This is a genomic window from Streptomyces sp. NPDC002032, from assembly GCF_042890765.1.
GTDB lineage: Bacteria > Actinomycetota > Actinomycetes > Streptomycetales > Streptomycetaceae > Streptomyces.
Genome location: NZ_JBIASM010000003.1, coordinates 173,434 through 189,115, shown reverse-complemented (window position 1 = coordinate 189,115; position 15,682 = coordinate 173,434). Strand labels below are relative to the sequence as shown.

The 15,682-nt window shown below is 73.5% G+C and carries 10 protein-coding genes; 8 read left to right on the top strand and 2 right to left on the bottom strand.

Annotation, left to right across the window (positions count from 1 at the left end):
• The first annotated feature begins 55 nt into the window (after positions 1 to 55).
• The 8 genes from ACFYYT_RS09000 to galE all read left to right on the top strand — a co-directional run bounded on the left by ACFYYT_RS09000 (position 56) and on the right by galE (position 11,503).
• Positions 56 to 1,087, top strand: coding sequence for a hypothetical protein (locus ACFYYT_RS09000; RefSeq protein WP_351816722.1), 1,032 nt, complete (start codon positions 56 to 58; stop codon positions 1,085 to 1,087).
• A 127-nt stretch (positions 1,088 to 1,214) separates the two neighbouring features.
• Complete coding sequence (locus tag ACFYYT_RS08995; RefSeq protein ID WP_351816725.1) at positions 1,215 to 1,994, top strand: TIGR03936 family radical SAM-associated protein; 780 nt, start codon at positions 1,215 to 1,217, stop codon at positions 1,992 to 1,994.
• A gap of 232 nt (positions 1,995 to 2,226) precedes the next feature.
• Positions 2,227 to 6,324, top strand: a complete 4,098-nt coding sequence (locus tag ACFYYT_RS08990; protein ID WP_351816728.1) for an Rne/Rng family ribonuclease — start codon at positions 2,227 to 2,229, stop codon at positions 6,322 to 6,324.
• Between the two features lie 282 nt (positions 6,325 to 6,606).
• The gene (rplU, locus tag ACFYYT_RS08985; RefSeq protein WP_030159347.1) at positions 6,607 to 6,927 is read left to right on the top strand and encodes a 50S ribosomal protein L21; all 321 of its coding nucleotides are present in this window, start codon (positions 6,607 to 6,609) and stop codon (positions 6,925 to 6,927) included.
• A gap of 13 nt (positions 6,928 to 6,940) precedes the next feature.
• Positions 6,941 to 7,195, top strand: a complete 255-nt coding sequence (rpmA, locus tag ACFYYT_RS08980) for a 50S ribosomal protein L27 (RefSeq protein ID WP_030027134.1) — start codon at positions 6,941 to 6,943, stop codon at positions 7,193 to 7,195.
• 169 nt (positions 7,196 to 7,364) lie between these two features.
• On the top strand, positions 7,365 to 8,810 hold the full coding sequence (gene obgE, locus ACFYYT_RS08975) for a GTPase ObgE (protein WP_351816730.1): 1,446 nt from the start codon (positions 7,365 to 7,367) through the stop codon (positions 8,808 to 8,810).
• 40 nt (positions 8,811 to 8,850) lie between these two features.
• On the top strand, positions 8,851 to 10,506 hold the full coding sequence (locus tag ACFYYT_RS08970) for a glycosyltransferase family 2 protein (RefSeq protein WP_351816733.1): 1,656 nt from the start codon (positions 8,851 to 8,853) through the stop codon (positions 10,504 to 10,506).
• 16 nt (positions 10,507 to 10,522) lie between these two features.
• Positions 10,523 to 11,503, top strand: coding sequence for a UDP-glucose 4-epimerase GalE (galE, locus tag ACFYYT_RS08965; RefSeq protein ID WP_351816736.1), 981 nt, complete (start codon positions 10,523 to 10,525; stop codon positions 11,501 to 11,503).
• Between the two features lie 77 nt (positions 11,504 to 11,580).
• On the opposite strand, the gene ACFYYT_RS08960 is transcribed toward galE, so the two are convergent.
• Both ACFYYT_RS08960 and ACFYYT_RS08955 read right to left on the bottom strand, forming a co-directional pair.
• The gene (locus ACFYYT_RS08960) at positions 11,581 to 12,753 is read right to left on the bottom strand and encodes a glycosyltransferase (RefSeq protein ID WP_351816739.1); all 1,173 of its coding nucleotides are present in this window, start codon (positions 12,751 to 12,753) and stop codon (positions 11,581 to 11,583) included.
• Complete coding sequence (locus ACFYYT_RS08955; protein WP_351816742.1) at positions 12,750 to 15,620, bottom strand: bifunctional glycosyltransferase family 2 protein/CDP-glycerol:glycerophosphate glycerophosphotransferase; 2,871 nt, start codon at positions 15,618 to 15,620, stop codon at positions 12,750 to 12,752. Before ACFYYT_RS08955 ends, ACFYYT_RS08960 begins: the two co-directional genes overlap by 4 nt.
• Between the last annotated feature and the right edge of the window lie 62 nt (positions 15,621 to 15,682).

Genomic DNA, 15,682 nt, shown 5'->3' with positions numbered 1-15,682 from the left:
TCCCCGTTTTTGCGCCCGGCGCAACGGCCCCGGCGCTTCTGGTGTCCTTAGCGGCATGGATATGGAGAAGCGGCAGCCCGCGCCCGGCGCCGAAGGATGCCTGGTCGGCGTCCTGCGGGTGCCGGTCAAGATCGTGGCCGTCCTGGTGGTGCTGCCCGTCCGGGTGGTGTGGGACGTGCTCGTCGCGGTCGCCCGGCTGCTGAACCGGCGCGTCCTCGGGCCTGCGGGGCGGGGGCTGGGCCGCTTCCACGCGCGGGTGCTGCGTCCGGTCCTGGGCGTGCTCGGCCGGGCGGCCGTGATCGTGCTGAAGCTGGTCTTCGTCTGGCCGTGGGCGGGCCTGTGGCGGTACGCACTGGAGCCCGCCGGGCGGGGCCTGGCGTGGCTGGGCCGCGCGGCGGGCACGTACCTGCTCCGGCCGCTGGCCGAGGGGCTCGGCCGGGCCCTGCGCGCGGTGGACCGCCACCTGCTCCGGCCGGTGGGCCGGGCCCTCGCCCTGGCCGGGCGGGCCGTGGGAACGGCGCTGTTCGTCCGGCCGTGCGCCGCGCTGTGGCGCTACGTCCTCGTGCCCGCCGGGCAGGGGACCGCATGGGTGGCGCGCGGCATCGGGACCGCGCTGGTGTGGCTCGGCCGGGCGCTGTTGGTGTGGCCCTGGGCCGCGCTGTGGCGGTACGCCGCCCGGCCGGTGGCCGTCGGCGCGTACCGCCACCTGCTCGCCCCGCTCGGCCGGGCGGCGTACGCCTGGCTGCTCGCCCCGCTCGGACGGCTGCTGGCCGGCGCCTGGCAGCTGGCCGGCCGGGTCAGCCGGGCCCTGGGCCGCGGGCTCGTCCTGCTGTGGCGCGGGCTCTTCGCACGGCCCTGCGCCTGGGCCTACCGGCAGGTCGCCACCCCCGTGGGACACGTGGTCCGCGAGGTCTGGCGCGGCGCCCGGGCCGCCGTGCGCGAAGCGCGCGGCGAGGTGCGGCGCGCGCTGTCCTGGGGGGCGCCCCGGGAACCGGCGAGGTCACGGGCGCGTACTCTGGGTAGTACGACAGCCGTAGGCACCGCGCCCGCTCCCGAGATCTCCCTGCACGAGCAACCGCAGGGGTGAGCCGGAGGCAGGGCACGGCGGCCCGGCCCCACGGACACTCAGGGCGACGCGCGAGCCGCGACGCCCCGCACAAGGAGAAGAACCACTGGGCAAGCGACAGCCCGAAGGCCCGCCTCCCGCACCGGTGGTGCAGCGCATCCGACTGCGCTACACCAAGCGTGGCCGCCTCCGGTTCACCAGCCACCGAGACTTCCAGCGCGCCTTCGAGCGCGCCCTGCGCCGCGCCGAGGTGCCCATGGCGTACTCGGCCGGCTTCACCCCCCACCCCCGGGTCTCGTACGCGAACGCCGCGCCCACCGGCACCGGCAGCGAGGCCGAGTACCTGGAGATCGGGCTCGCCGCGGCCCGCGACCCCGAGAAGCTCCGTGCGCTCCTCGACGAGTCGATGCCGCTCGGGCTCGACATCATCGACGCCGTCGAAGCCCGTACCTCCGGGCTCGCGGACCGGCTGACCGCCTCCGTGTGGGAGCTGCGCCTGGAGGGCGTGGACCCCGCCGACGCCGAGCGGGCGGTGGGGATCTTCCTCGCCGCCGAGTCCGTGGAGGTGCAGCGCCGCACCAAGAACGGCGTGCGCACCTTCGACACCCGGGCCGCGGTCGTCTCCCTGGAAGCCATTCCGGTCCAGGCTGATAGGCCGCTGGACAATGCTTGTGCGATACTGCGGCTGGTTGTTCGGCATTTGACACCTGCCGTGCGACCCGACGACGTCCTGTCCGGTCTCCACGCTGTGGCCGACCTGGCGCCGCCGGTCCCCGCAGCGGTGACCAGGCTGGCGCAGGGGCTCTTCGACGAGGAGTCCGGCACGGTGACCGACCCGCTCGCGCCCGACCGCGAGGCTGTCACGGCCGCCCCACCCACGGCCGCCGTGCCCGCCGACGCGAAGGCGCCGGAAGGTCCCGCCGCGTAGGGATCGTCGTCGTCGCGCCGCCCTGGCACTCGGGAGCCACCTGGGTCGGGCAGCGCACTGACCTGAAGACTTCCGCCAGGCCGTACGGACCATACGTACGGAACCGGCGGCCATGGACTACAGCTCCCGTGTGGCGAACGCGCCCCGGAGGCCGGCTCCGCGCTCATTACGCGAAGCCGTGCCGGACCGGATGTCAGCCGCGGCGCCCGGGAGCGTGACGGGAGAACCCCGCATGCTCAACACCGAAAACGAAAACACCGCCGCCGCCGACAGTGGCAGCCCCAGCGACAACCTGCCCCCGCGCAGGCGTCGCCGCGCGGCTTCCCGGCCCGCCGGCCCGCCCGGCGGCGCCGCTGCCGCCCCGGAGGCACCCGCCGCCGAGGCCGCGCCCGTGGTGGAGGAGGCTCCGGCCGCCGCCCCCGCGCCGCGTGCCCGTCGCCGTGCCACCCGCGCGGTGGCCGCTCCGGTCGCCGTAGAGGCCACCGCGCCCGGCGAGGCCGTCGTCGCGGAGGCCGCCCCCGTGGCGCCCGCCGCCGAAGAGGCCCCCGCCGCCGCCCCGGCTCCGCGTGCCCGTCGTCGCGCCACCCGCGCCGTCGCCGCTCCGGAGGCGCCCGCCGCCGAGGCCGCGGCTCCCGAGGCTCCGGCCGTCGTGGCCGCTCCGGTCGAGGAGGAGGCTCCGGCCGCCGCTCCGGCTCCGCGTGCCCGTCGTCGTGCCACCCGCGCCGTGACGGCTCCGGCCGCTGTCGAGACCCCGGCCGCTGAGGCCGTAGCCGAGACGGCCCCGGCCGCCGCCGCTCCGGTCGAGGAGGAGGCTCCGGCCGCCGCTCCGGCCCCGCGTGCCCGTCGTCGTGCCACCCGCGCCGTGACCGCTCCGGCCGCTGTCGAGACCCCGGCCGCTGAGGCCGTAGCCGAGACGGCCCCCGCCGCCGCTCCGGTCGAGGAGGAGGCTCCGGCCGCCGCTCCGGCTCCGCGTGCCCGTCGTCGTGCCACCCGCGCCGTGACGGCTCCGGCCGCCGTCGAGACCCCGGCCGCCGAGGCCGTCGCCGAGACGGCCCCCGCCGTGGCGGAAGAGGCCCCCCGGTCCGCCGGCCGCGCCGTGACCGTCGCCGACGCCGTCGACTCCCCCAAGCGCGGCGGCCGCCGCCGCGCCACCCGCTCCACCACGTCGGCCGCCCCCGCGCAGCCGGCCGCCGAGGCCGAGGCGCCCGCCGCCCCGTCCCCGTCGAGGGCGTCCCGCCGCGCCACGCGTCCCGCCGTGGCCGTCTTCCAGGCCCCGGTCTTCGCCGAGCCGATGTTCCAGACCCCCGAGACGGCCGCGATGGCCGCCGCGGCCGCTGCCGCCGCCGTGCGCGCGGAGGAGGACGAGGAGCCCGAGGCCGAGACCGTGGCCGAGGTCCAGACCCCGGCGCCCGCCGCGCAGCCGGCCGGCCGTCGTCGTCGCCGTCGTGGCGCCCCCGAGCCCGTGCAGCCGGCCGCGCCGTCCGGCCCCGTCTCGCTGGCCGACGTAGAGCTGGTCGACGAGGAGCAGGAGGCCGAGGCCGCCGAGCTCGACGAGGACGAGAACGAGAACGACGAGTCCGGCGAGCGCCCCTCGCGCCGTCGCCGTCGCGGTGGCCGGCGCCGCCGCCGCGGTGAGTCCGCCGACCTCGACGAGTCCGCCGACGAGGACGCCGAGGCCGAGGCCGAGGCTTCCGAGCAGGAAGAGGACGAGGAGGACGAGGCCGAAGAGGCCCTCGGCTCCAGCTCCAGCCGGCGCCGCCGGCGTCGTCGCCGTCGCAGCGGTGACGGCGGGACCGACGCCGACGCGGCCGAGGAGGACGGCGTCCGTACCGTCGTCAAGGTCCGCGAGCCGCGCCCGGCGCGCGAGCGCAGCGAGTCCACCTCCTCCGACGAGGTCCAGTCCATCAAGGGCTCGACCCGCCTGGAGGCCAAGAAGCAGCGCCGCCGCGAAGGCCGCGAGCAGGGCCGCCGCCGCGTCCCGATCATCACCGAGGCCGAGTTCCTGGCCCGCCGCGAGGCCGTCGAGCGCGTGATGGTCGTCCGCCAGGCCGGCGAGCGCACCCAGATCGGCGTGCTGGAGGACAACGTCCTCGTCGAGCACTACGTCAACAAGGAGGAGGCCACCTCCTACGTCGGCAACGTCTACCTGGGCAAGGTCCAGAACGTGCTGCCGTCGATGGAGGCCGCCTTCATCGACATCGGCAAGGGCCGCAACGCGGTCCTGTACGCCGGTGAGGTCAACTTCGAGGCGCTCGGCATGGCCAACGGGCCGCGCCGCATCGAGTCCGCCCTCAAGTCCGGCCAGTCGGTCCTGGTGCAGGTCACCAAGGACCCGATCGGCCACAAGGGCGCCCGCCTGACCAGCCAGGTCTCGCTGCCCGGCCGCTACCTGGTCTACGTGCCCGAGGGCTCGATGACCGGCATCAGCCGCAAGCTGCCCGACACCGAGCGCGCGCGCCTGAAGACCATCCTCAAGAAGATCGTCCCCGAGGACGCGGGCGTCATCGTGCGCACCGCCGCCGAGGGCGCGAGCGAGGACGAGCTGCGCCGTGACGTCATGCGCCTCCAGGAGCAGTGGGAGGACATCCAGAAGAAGTCGAAGCAGATCTCGACCTCCTCGCCGAGCCTGCTGTACGGCGAGCCGGACATGACCGTCCGCGTCGTGCGCGACATCTTCAACGAGGACTTCTCGAAGGTCATCGTCAGCGGCGACACCGCCTGGGAGACCATCCACGGCTACGTGAACCACGTGGCCCCGGACCTGGCCGACCGGCTGTCGCGCTGGACCTCCGAGGTCGACGTCTTCGCGACGTACCGGATCGACGAGCAGCTCGCCAAGGCGCTCGACCGCAAGGTGTGGCTGCCCTCGGGCGGCTCCCTCGTGATCGACAAGACCGAGGCGATGATCGTCATCGACGTCAACACCGGCAAGTTCACCGGTCAGGGCGGCAACCTCGAAGAGACCGTCACCAGGAACAACCTGGAGGCGGCCGAGGAGATCGTGCGCCAGCTGCGGCTGCGCGACCTGGGCGGCATCGTCGTCATCGACTTCATCGACATGGTCCTGGAGTCCAACCGCGACCTGGTCCTGCGGCGCATGCTGGAGTGCCTGGGCCGTGACCGCACCAAGCACCAGGTGGCCGAGGTCACCTCGCTGGGCCTGGTGCAGATGACCCGCAAGCGGGTGGGCCAGGGTCTGCTGGAGTCCTTCTCCGAGACCTGCGTCCACTGCAACGGCCGCGGCGTCATCGTGCACATGGAGACCCCGACCGTGGTCGGTGGCGGCGGCAACGGCAAGCGCTCCAAGCGCCGCGGCGGCCGCGCCGAGCACGAGCACGAGCACGAGCACGACCACGGGCCGGAGACGGTCGTCGAGGGCGTCGAGGACGACCTGTTCGAGGGCGAGAGCGAGACGGAGGCCGAGGTGGCCGCCGAGATCGCCGCGCCGCGTGCGCTCGCCGAGCCCGCGTTCGTCGCGGACGAGGAGCTCTACGGCAGCGCGGCCGAGGCCGAGGCCGCCGCGGGTCTGAGCGGGCGGCGCAACCGCCGTCGCGCCACGCGTAAGGCGACCGCTCCGGCGGGCGCCCCGCGCGGTGCGGAGCGGGCGGCCGCCCCGGCGCAGGCGCCGGTGACCCCGGTCGTGGAGGCCGAGCCGGTCGCCGAGCCGGCCGACACGGTGCTGGAGCCGCAGACCGAGGCCGTCATCGAGACCGTCGAGGCCGTGGAGAGCGCCGAGGCCGCGCCGAAGGGCCGTACGCGTCGCCGTGCCACCCGCAAGGCCACCGCCCCGGAGCCGGTCGCCGAGGCCGTCGCGGAGCCGGTCGCCGAGCCGGTCGTGGAGCCCGTCGCCGAGCCCGTCGTGGCGGCGGAGCCCGCCCCGGAGCCGGTCGCCCCGGCCGAGCCCGCCCCGGAGGCCGCGCCGGCCCGTCCGCGCCGCCGTGCCACCCGTAAGGCCACCGCTCCCGCCGGTTCCCCGGCAGGCGCGGCGCAGGCGGCCGTCGTGGTCGTCGAGGCCCCTGCGGCCGAGGCCGCACCGGCCGTCGCCGAGGCGGAGCCCGAGAAGGCCGCCGAGACGCCGGCCGAGGCTCCCGCCGGGGCGGAGGCCGAGGAGGCCAAGGCCCCGGCCAAGAAGGCCACCCGCAAGGCTCCGGCCAAGAAGGCGGCCACCACGGCCAAGAAGGCTCCGGCCAAGAAGGCGGCGGCCGCCAAGAAGACCGTCGCCAAGAAGACGACGACGGCCAAGAAGGCCCCGGCCAAGCGGGCGACGAAGAAGACCGCGGCGGCGGAGCAGCAGACCCCGCCCTCGGTCTCGGCGCCCACCGAGGCCTGATCCACCGCATGACCGTGGGCCCCGCCGCTCGGCGGGGCCCACGGCCTTGCGGGGCCCGGTTTGACCCCCTGGAACCAGCCCCGTAACCTAGACCGTCGGCGTGTCTTGAACGATTACCCGTTCAGCGTGCGTCGCGCTCCTGAGCACCTTCCTCCCGCATCGTCCGCGCAAGCGGATCGCCCATGGGAGAGGCCGCTCGTCCAATTCCGGATCACCGCGGGCCCCGGCCCGCGTGAGCGGCTGGCTTCAGGAGCATCCGTCCCGAGTGAGAGAGAGATCCGCGTGTACGCCATCGTGCGCAGCGGTGGTCGCCAGCACAAGGTTGCTGTCGGCGACATCGTTGAGGTTGACAAGATTTCCACTGCCAAGGTTGGCGACACGGTCGAGCTCTCGACCCTGCTCGTTGTCGACGGCGACGCCGTGACCAGCGACCCGTGGGTGCTGGCCGGGATCAAGGTCCAGGCCGAGATCGTGGACCACCACAAGGGCGCCAAGATCGACATCCTGCGCTACAAGAACAAGACCGGCTACCGCCGTCGCCAGGGTCACCGCCAGCAGTACACGGCGATCAAGGTCACCGGTATCCCCACGGCTGCGAAGTAAGAGGGACTGAGACATGGCACACAAGAAGGGCGCATCGTCCACCCGGAACGGGCGCGATTCCAATGCTCAGCGGCTCGGCGTGAAGCGCTTCGGCGGTCAGGTCGTTTCCGCTGGTGAGATCCTCGTCCGCCAGCGCGGCACCCACTTCCACCCGGGCTCGGGTGTCGGTCGTGGTGGCGACGACACGCTGTTCGCGCTGCAGGCCGGTGCCGTGCAGTTCGGCACGCACCGTGGCCGCAAGGTCGTCAACATCGTTCCGGCCGCCTGATCCAGCTCCTGCTGATCTGAAGCGTTCGTAACACCCCGAGGGCGGATCTCATCTCTTCCCGGCGCACGCCGGGAAGAGAGGTCCGCCCTCGGCGCGTTGTCACATAGACACGTTTAATGGGCAGCAAGGCCTGCCCGGGACATTCCCGTATGTATCTGGAGGAACACCCATGACCACCTTCGTGGACCGCGTCGAGCTGCACGTCGCCGCGGGTAACGGGGGCCACGGCTGCGCCTCCGTTCACCGGGAGAAGTTCAAGCCGCTCGGCGGCCCCGACGGCGGCAACGGCGGCCGTGGCGGCGACGTCATCCTCGTGGTGGAGCAGGCCATCACCACCCTGCTCGACTACCACCACAGCCCCCACCGCAAGGCCACCAACGGCCAGCCCGGCGCCGGCGACAACCGCTCCGGCAAGGACGGCCAGGACCTGATCCTGCCCGTGCCGGACGGCACCGTCGTCCTCGACAAGGAGGGCAACGTCCTCGCCGACCTCGTCGGCCAGGGCACCACCTACGTCGCCGCCGAGGGCGGCCGCGGCGGCCTCGGCAACGCCGCGCTCTCCTCGGCCCGCCGCAAGGCGCCCGGCTTCGCGCTCCTCGGCGTCCCCGGCACCACCGGTGACGTCGTCCTGGAGCTCAAGACCGTCGCCGACGTGGCGCTGGTCGGCTTCCCGAGCGCCGGCAAGTCCTCGCTGATCTCGGTGCTCTCCGCCGCCAAGCCGAAGATCGCGGACTACCCCTTCACCACCCTCGTCCCGAACCTGGGCGTCGTCACCGCCGGTTCGACCGTCTACACCATTGCCGACGTCCCGGGCCTCATCCCGGGCGCCAGCCAGGGCAAGGGCCTCGGCCTGGAGTTCCTGCGCCACGTCGAGCGCTGCTCGGTGCTGGTGCACGTGCTCGACACCGCCACCCTGGAGTCGGACCGCGACCCGCTCGCCGACCTCGACGTCATCGAGGAAGAACTGCGGCTGTACGGCGGCGGCCTGGAGAAGCGGCCCCGCCTCGTGGTCCTCAACAAGGTCGACATCCCCGACGGCAAGGACCTCGCCGAGATGGTCCGCCCGGACCTGGAGGCCCGCGGCTACAAGGTCTTCGAGGTCTCCGCGGTCGCCCGTACGGGCCTGAAGGAGCTCTCCTACTTCCTCGCCGAGGTCGTCGCCAAGGCCCGCGCCCGCAAGCCCAAGGAGGAGGCGACCCGCATCGTCATCCGTCCGAAGGCCGTGGACGACTCCGGCTTCACCGTCACCTACGACGAGGTCGAGGACGTCTACCAGGTGCGCGGCGAGAAGCCGGAGCGCTGGGTCCGCCAGACCGACTTCAACAACGACGAGGCCGTCGGCTACCTCGCGGACCGGCTCAACCGCCTCGGTGTCGAGGAGGCGCTGAAGAAGGCCGGTGCCCGCTCGGGCGACGGCGTCGCGATCGGTTCCGACGAGAACTCCGTCGTCTTCGACTGGGAGCCGACCATGATGGCCGGCGCCGAGATGCTGGGCCGCCGCGGCGAGGACCACCGCCTGGACGCTCCGCGCCCGGCCACCACCCGCCGCAAGGACAAGGAAGCCAAGCGCGGCGACGCCTCCCAGCAGGAGTACGACGAGTTCCGCCCCTTCTGAGTTGAACCCGGCCTTACACCGTTCGCCTAGGATCCTCCGGGTGAGCAGCAGCGATTCCAGCAGTGACACCACCACGGACCCCGCGGGTCCCCCGGACCCCGCGGTGTGCGTGGTGGTGATCGCGTACAACGACGCCGGGCTCGTCGGCGAGGCCGTTTCCTCGGCCCTCGCCCAGGGGCCGGTGGTCGCCGAGGTCATCGCGGTCGACGACGCCTCCTCGGACGGCACCGGGGCGGTGCTGGACGCCCTGGCCGCCGTCCACCCCCGCCTGAAGGTCGTGCACCGCACGACCAACAGCGGCGGCTGCGGCACCCCGCGCAACGACGGCATCGCCGCCGCGAGCGCCCCGTACGTCCTCTTCCTCGACAGCGACGACGTCCTGCCGCCGGGCGCGGCCGAGGCCCTCCTGCGGGCCGCCGAGGAGCACCGGGCACCGGTCACCGTCGGCGCGTGCGTGCGCCGTGAGCTGCCCGAGGGGCGCGACGTGCCCTGGATGCCCGGCCTCTACACGCCGGGCGAGGTCGTGGAGCGGCCCGCCGACCGGCCCGAGCTCGTCCGCGACACCCTCTGCGTCAACAAGCTGTACGAGCGCGCCTTCCTCGACGCGCACGGCATCCGCTTCCCCGACGGCCGCTTCGTCTACGAGGACTTCGTCTTCACCTCCCGCGTGCTGGCCGCCGCCCCCCGGATCGCGGTCGTCGGCGACCTCGTCTACGTATGGCACGTGCGCCGCCGCGCCGCCCAGGTGTCGATCTCCCTGGCCCGCGCCGACGTCGGCAACTGGCGCTCCCGCGTCGAGGCCCACGCCGCCGCCTCCCGCAACCTCGCCGCGGCCGCACCGGAACTGGGGCGCGCCTGCCAGGTCAAGTTCCTCGACTACGACCTGCGCATGTACCTGCGCGAGCTCCCCGCCGACCCGGCCTACCGGGCCGCCTGGTGGACCCTGACCCGCGACTACCTGGCCGGCTTCGACGTCGCCGACATCGACGCCGCCCCCGCCCGGGCCCGCTGGACCGCCCGCGTGCTCCTGGCCGGCGAGACCCCGCCCGAGGACCTGGAGCGGCTGACCGGCCTCGCCGCCGAACCGCCCCGGCTGCCGCCCCCGTACGCCGTGGACCCCGCCGGAACGCCGGTGTGGAGCGCGCGGCTGCCCGTCCCGCTGGACGGTCTCGCGCAGCTGTCGGTCGCGGAGCTGCCCGTCGCCGTCGAGGCCGGGCCCGCCGGGCGCGGAGCCGTCCGGATCCGGGTGCGCGACCTGTACGGGCGCCTCGCCGGGGCCGGGCCGCGGACCCTGCGGCTGAGCTTCCTGCCCCGGGCGGGCGGGGAGCCCGTCGAGGTGCGCCCGGTGGAACTGCGCGCCGCCGCCGACGGGGACGGCTGGAGCGCCGAGGTGCCCTTCCGGCTCGCCGCGCTGGCCGCCACGGGGCGCCGCCGGGGGCTGCGCGGGATGCAGGCCTGGGACGTCCGGGCGGGCGTGGAGTGCGGCGACGGGAGCTCCCTGGTCACCTCGCTGCGCCCCCTCGGCCCGCTGCTCCGCCGTCGGGCGCTGCCCAGCAGCCGGTACGGTGTTCTGCTGGCGCAGCCGTACCGGACGGCCGCCGGAGCGCTGGCCCTGCGCCTCGCGCCGGGCGCCGGGGGCGCGCTGACCTTCGTACGCAACCGCCTCGACCGCGCCCGCACGCGCAGGTCACGCTAGAGCTCGGGAGACACGCATGACTTTTCTGATCACCGGTGGCGCCGGTTACATCGGCGCCCACGTCGTCCGCGCGATGCTGGAGGCGGGCCAGCGGGTGGTGGTGCTCGACGACCTCTCCACGGGCCGCGAGGACCGGGTCCCGGAGGGCGTGCCCCTGGTGGTCGGATCGGTCCTGGACCAGCTGGTGCTCGACGAGACCCTGCGCGAGCACGCCATCACCGGCGTGGTGCACCTGGCGGGCAAGAAGCAGGTCGGCGAGTCCGTCGAGAAGCCGACGTACTACTACCACGAGAACGTGCAGGGCCTCACGGTGCTGCTCCAGGCCGTGGCCGCCGCGGGCATCCGCAACTTCCTCTTCTCCTCCTCGGCCTCCGTCTACGGGATGCCCGATGTGGAGTCGGTCACGGAGGAGACCCCCTGCCTGCCGCTGAGCCCGTACGGGGAGACCAAGCTGGCCGGTGAGTGGCTGGTCCGGGCCGCGGGCCGGGCCCACGGCATCTCCACCGCCTGCCTGCGCTACTTCAACGTGGCCGGCGCGGCCGCTCCCGAGCTCGCGGACACCGGGGTCTTCAACCTGGTCCCGATGGTCTTCGAGCGCTACGACGCCGGCGAGGGCGCCCGCATCTTCGGCGACGACTACCCGACCCCGGACGGCACCTGCATCCGCGACTACATCCACGTCGAGGACCTGGCGGAGGCCCACGTGGTGGCCGCGCGCCGGCTCGCGGAGTGGGCCGCGGCGGGGGAGTACAAGGACCTCACCGTCAACATCGGCCGCGGCGAGGGCGTCTCCGTGCGGGAGATGACCGAGCTGATGAACGAGCTCACCGGGCACACCCACCCGGCCGTGGTCACCCCGCGCCGCCCGGGCGACCCGGCGAAGGTCGTGGCCTCGGCGGACCGGATCGCGGCCGAGCTGGGCTGGAAGGCGCGCCACGACGTCCGCGAGATGATCACCTCGGCCTGGGCCGGCTGGGAGGCCAACCGCAGGGCGTGAGCCGCTCGGCGACCTGACGCGGCCGCCCGCCCCGGACCAGGTCCGGGGCGGGCGGCCGCGTCACGAGGGGGGCGGGGTCAGCGGTCCAGGAACGCGAACAGCTTCTCCCACCGGTCGGTGATCTCCGCGCTGGAGTAGCGCCGCACGTTCTCGAACCCGGCGTCGCCGAGCCGGTCGCGCCGGGCCGCGTCCGACATCAGGGCGTCCAGGTGCCCGGCCAGCTCCATGGTGTTGCCGAGGCGGGCCAGCAGCCCGTCCTCGCCGTCCCGCACGATCTCCCGTACGCCCGGGGCGCAGTCGAAGGCGGCCACCGGCAGGCCCGCCGCCATGGCCTCCAGCAGGGTGATAGGGAAGCCCTCGGCGCGGGAGGCCTGGGCGAAGACGGAGGCCCCGCGCAGCGCGCCCAGCACGTCGTCGGTGCTGCCCATCCACTCGACGGAGTCCTCCAGCCCGAGCGTGGCGCTGTGCGCCCGCAGGGTGGCCTCCTCCAGGCCCGCCCCGTAGATCCGCAGGGTCCAGTCGGGGTGGTGCGGGGCGACGTCCGCCCACGCGTCGAGGAGCAGGTCCATGCCCTTCTCGAAGGCGAGCCGGCCGATGCTCGCGACGACCTTCGCGCTCCGCGGCGCGGGGGCCGCGGGCATGAAGGGCAGCGGGTTCGGCATGCTGTCGACGTTCTCCATGCCGGAGCGGATCCACAGGTCCGCGTCCTCCGGCGTGAGCACCAGCAGCCGGTCGACGTCGGCGTAGTGCCGGCGCACCCGCTCGGCGCGGCTGGACTTGTGGCTGGCCTCGTAGGACTCGTGGCTCATGCCGATGACGGAGAGCCCCTTGGTGTCGGAGAGGGCCACCCACTCCATCGCCCAGACCTGGGTGACGATCACCACGGCGCCGGGCCGCGCCGCCCGGAACATCCCGCTCAGCGTCTCCGCCTTGGCCCGCATCTGCGCCCGCCGGGCCGCCTGGCGGCGCCGCTCGGGGGCGTTGAGGCGGCCCTTGACGCCGTGCAGGCTGCGGGCCTTGGGCGGGTGGGTCGCGTAGAGCGTCGTCGTCCCGTACGGGAGGCCGGCGGGCAGCTTCTGCCGGATCTCCTCGGCGACGGGCGCGATGCCGACGATGTGCACGCGGTGGCCGCGGTCGCTCAGCAGCCGGGCCATCTGGTGGGACCAGGTGGTCACGCCGCCGAGCTCGTCCACGCTGTTGGAGACGATGAAGACGTCGCGGCCGCCCTCGGTGGCGGTCTGCTGGCTCACTTGCCGCTCCTGGTGAAGAACTTCTCGACGATCTGGCGGGCGGCGTCCCCGCGGTCGTACTCGCCGAACTCGCTGAGGAAGCGCTGGCGGGCCTCGGCGTACTTGGCGTCGGCCTCGTCGAAGGCGGCGACGGCCTGCATCAGCTCGTCGGCCGTGGCCACCACCGGACCGGGCGCCTTCTCCTTCAGGTCGAAGTACGTGCCGCGGATGTCCGTCGCGTACTTCTCGTAGTCGTACGCGAAGAACAGCATCGGCCGGTCCAGCACCGCGTAGTCGAACATCACGGAGGAGTAGTCCGTGATCAGGCCGTCGGCCAGGGCCAGCAGCGGGGTGATGTCGTGGTGCCGGGACACGTCGAGGACCCGGCCGGCGACGGACGGCGGCAGCGAGACGCTGTTGAGGTAGTGCGTGCGCACCAGCAGCGTGAAGCGGTCGCCGAGCCGGTCCGCGAACTCCTCCACGTCGAAGGGGAACTCGAAGCCCTCCACCGTGCCGTCCGCGTTCGCCCGGAAGGTCGGCGCGTACAGCAGCACCTTCTTCGCCGGGTCGATGCCCAGCTCCGTGGCGAGCGGCCCGCGCACCCGTTCCCCGCTCTGCGCCTCGGCCCGGTGGGCCTCGACCAGGGCGTCGTTGCGCGGGTAACCGGTGCGCAGCAGCACCTCGTCGCGCAGCCGGAAGCCCTTGGCGAGGGTGCGGGCGTCGTGCTCGGAGCGGATCAGGAAGTGGTCGAAGCGGTTGACCGCCGCCTGGAACCGGTCCTGGCCGGCCTTGCCCTGCGCCTTGGTGCGGGGCTCGTGGAAGCCCATCCGCTTGAGCGCCGAACCGTGCCAGGTCTGGATGTACGTGGTCCCGGGGCGCTTGGCCAGCGCCAGCGGGAAGCCCTGGTTGTCGACCCAGTACTCGGCCTGGGCCAGCGCCCGCAGGTAGGCCCAGCTCCAGCGGCGCACCAGGGTGGCCTCCTTGGGGAAGCCGGCGGGCTTGCCGCCCGCGTAGGACCAGATCGCCTCGAAGGGCGCGCCCTGGCGGACGAGCTCCTCGTAGATCGCCTTGGGGCTGTCGCTGTACTGCTTGCCCATGTGGCTCTCGAAGACGACCGTGCCCTTCTTGACGGGCAGCTTCGAGAAGACCTCGTGGTAGACCTTCACCTTCTGCTCGCCCGAGCCGATGTTGCGGCGGGCCCGCAGGGCCCGGCGCAGGCTGCGCTTGACGACTCCGGCGGCCTTGCCGTGCATCGCGTTGTTGAGCAGCGCCTGGGTGCGGACGGCGGCCCGGCCCTCGGCGGTCAGGACGTAGGAGAGGTTGCCCTTCTTGGTCATCTCCGGCTCGAAGCGGTCGGAGACCAGGCGGGTCAGGCGCGGGCGCACCCGCAGCCGGGCCGCCGACTCCATGTCGACGCCGCCGACCGAGACGCGCGTGGTCATCCGGTCGCCGCCCGCGGTGAGCTTCAGGCGGACGTCCCAGACGGCGTCGATGATGCCGAGCGGGCGGACGGTGGAGGCCACGTCGGCGGTGGTGCTCCACTCGATCGTGTCACCCGCGTGGCGCACCTCCGTCACCGGGAAGCTGAAGGAGCGGACCCCGATCTGACGCCGGGCCCTGAACTCCAGGGTGGCCTTCAGCGGGCTCTCGGCCTTGATCCGGCCGAGCGGGTTCACGATCCGGCCCGAGAGGGTGACGGTGCCGCGTCCGTCGTCCTGGTACGAGGTCAGGCGGTTGCCCAGGGCCAGGGAGGACAGCGGCGCCGTGTGGTAGCCCTGGTCGGTGACGTCCAGTATCCGGCGGCCCTCGGCGTCGTCGAGGTGCCGGCCGCACCAGTAGACGCGGCCGTCGCGCTCGGCGAGCGGGGAGCACAGCCGGCCCTTGTTGGTCATCGCGTCGGCGGCCGGGAGGAGGTTCTCCCAGTCCTCCTTGCCCAGCAGGTAGGCGCAGATCGCCTGGAGGTGCGTGACGTTCTCGTACGCGGCCGGGTCGATGCCGGCCAGGTAGCCGTTGGCGAGCCGGGCGAATTCCTGGCGGTACGCGTCGCCCAGCAGCGGCAGGTCGCGCAGGTGCAGCACCAGGTCGTGCTTGAGGAACTTGGCGTCCTTGGCGGACTTGATGGCCGTGTGTCCCTTGTCGGCCAGCAGCTCGTCGACGCGGCGGTGGATCTCCATCCGGTGGACGAAGTTCTCGATCTCGTGGCGCCGGTTGCTGATCGACAGGGCGGCGGCCTTCTCGACCACGTTCCAGTAGTAGACGTGGTTCGGGATGAGGGTGATGCGCCGCGCGGCGACGTACGCCTGCGCGGAGAAGAGCAGGTCCTCGTAGTGGATGCCGACCGGGAAGCTCAGGCCCTGTTCCAGGAGGAACGCGCGCCGGTAGCACTTGTTCGTGGACAGGGTGTCGTAGACCAGCAGGTCCGGGTACTCGGTGATCGACTCCAGCGTGCGGGTGCGCGCGTAGATCCACGGGTACCACTCGGTGGTCTTGTTCCAGCGCTTGTCGAGGTGGACCCGCACGCACATGCCCGAGACCAGGTCGGACCCGGTGCGCTCGGCGGCGGCCAGCATGTTCCGGCAGGCGTTGCGTTCCAGCACGTCGTCGCTGTCCAGGAACATCACGTACGTGCCGGTGGCCTGCTGGATGCCGTGGTTGCGCGGCGCGCCGCACCCCCCGCTGTTCTCGGGCAGCCGGAAGGCGCGCACCCGGCCCGGATGCGCCGCTTCGAGCTCCTGGGCGACCGCGAAGGACCGGTCCTTGCTGCAGTCGTCCACGATCACGACTTCGACCCCGCGCAGGGTCTGGTCCAAAACCGACTGGACGGCTGTCGGCAGACGCTCTGCGTCGTTGTAGACGATGACGACCACGGAGACGTCAGGCACGTGCACCTCGATCCCTTTGTTCCATTCCGCTTATCCAGTCAAAGCTACCGTGTACAGCACGCGACTCC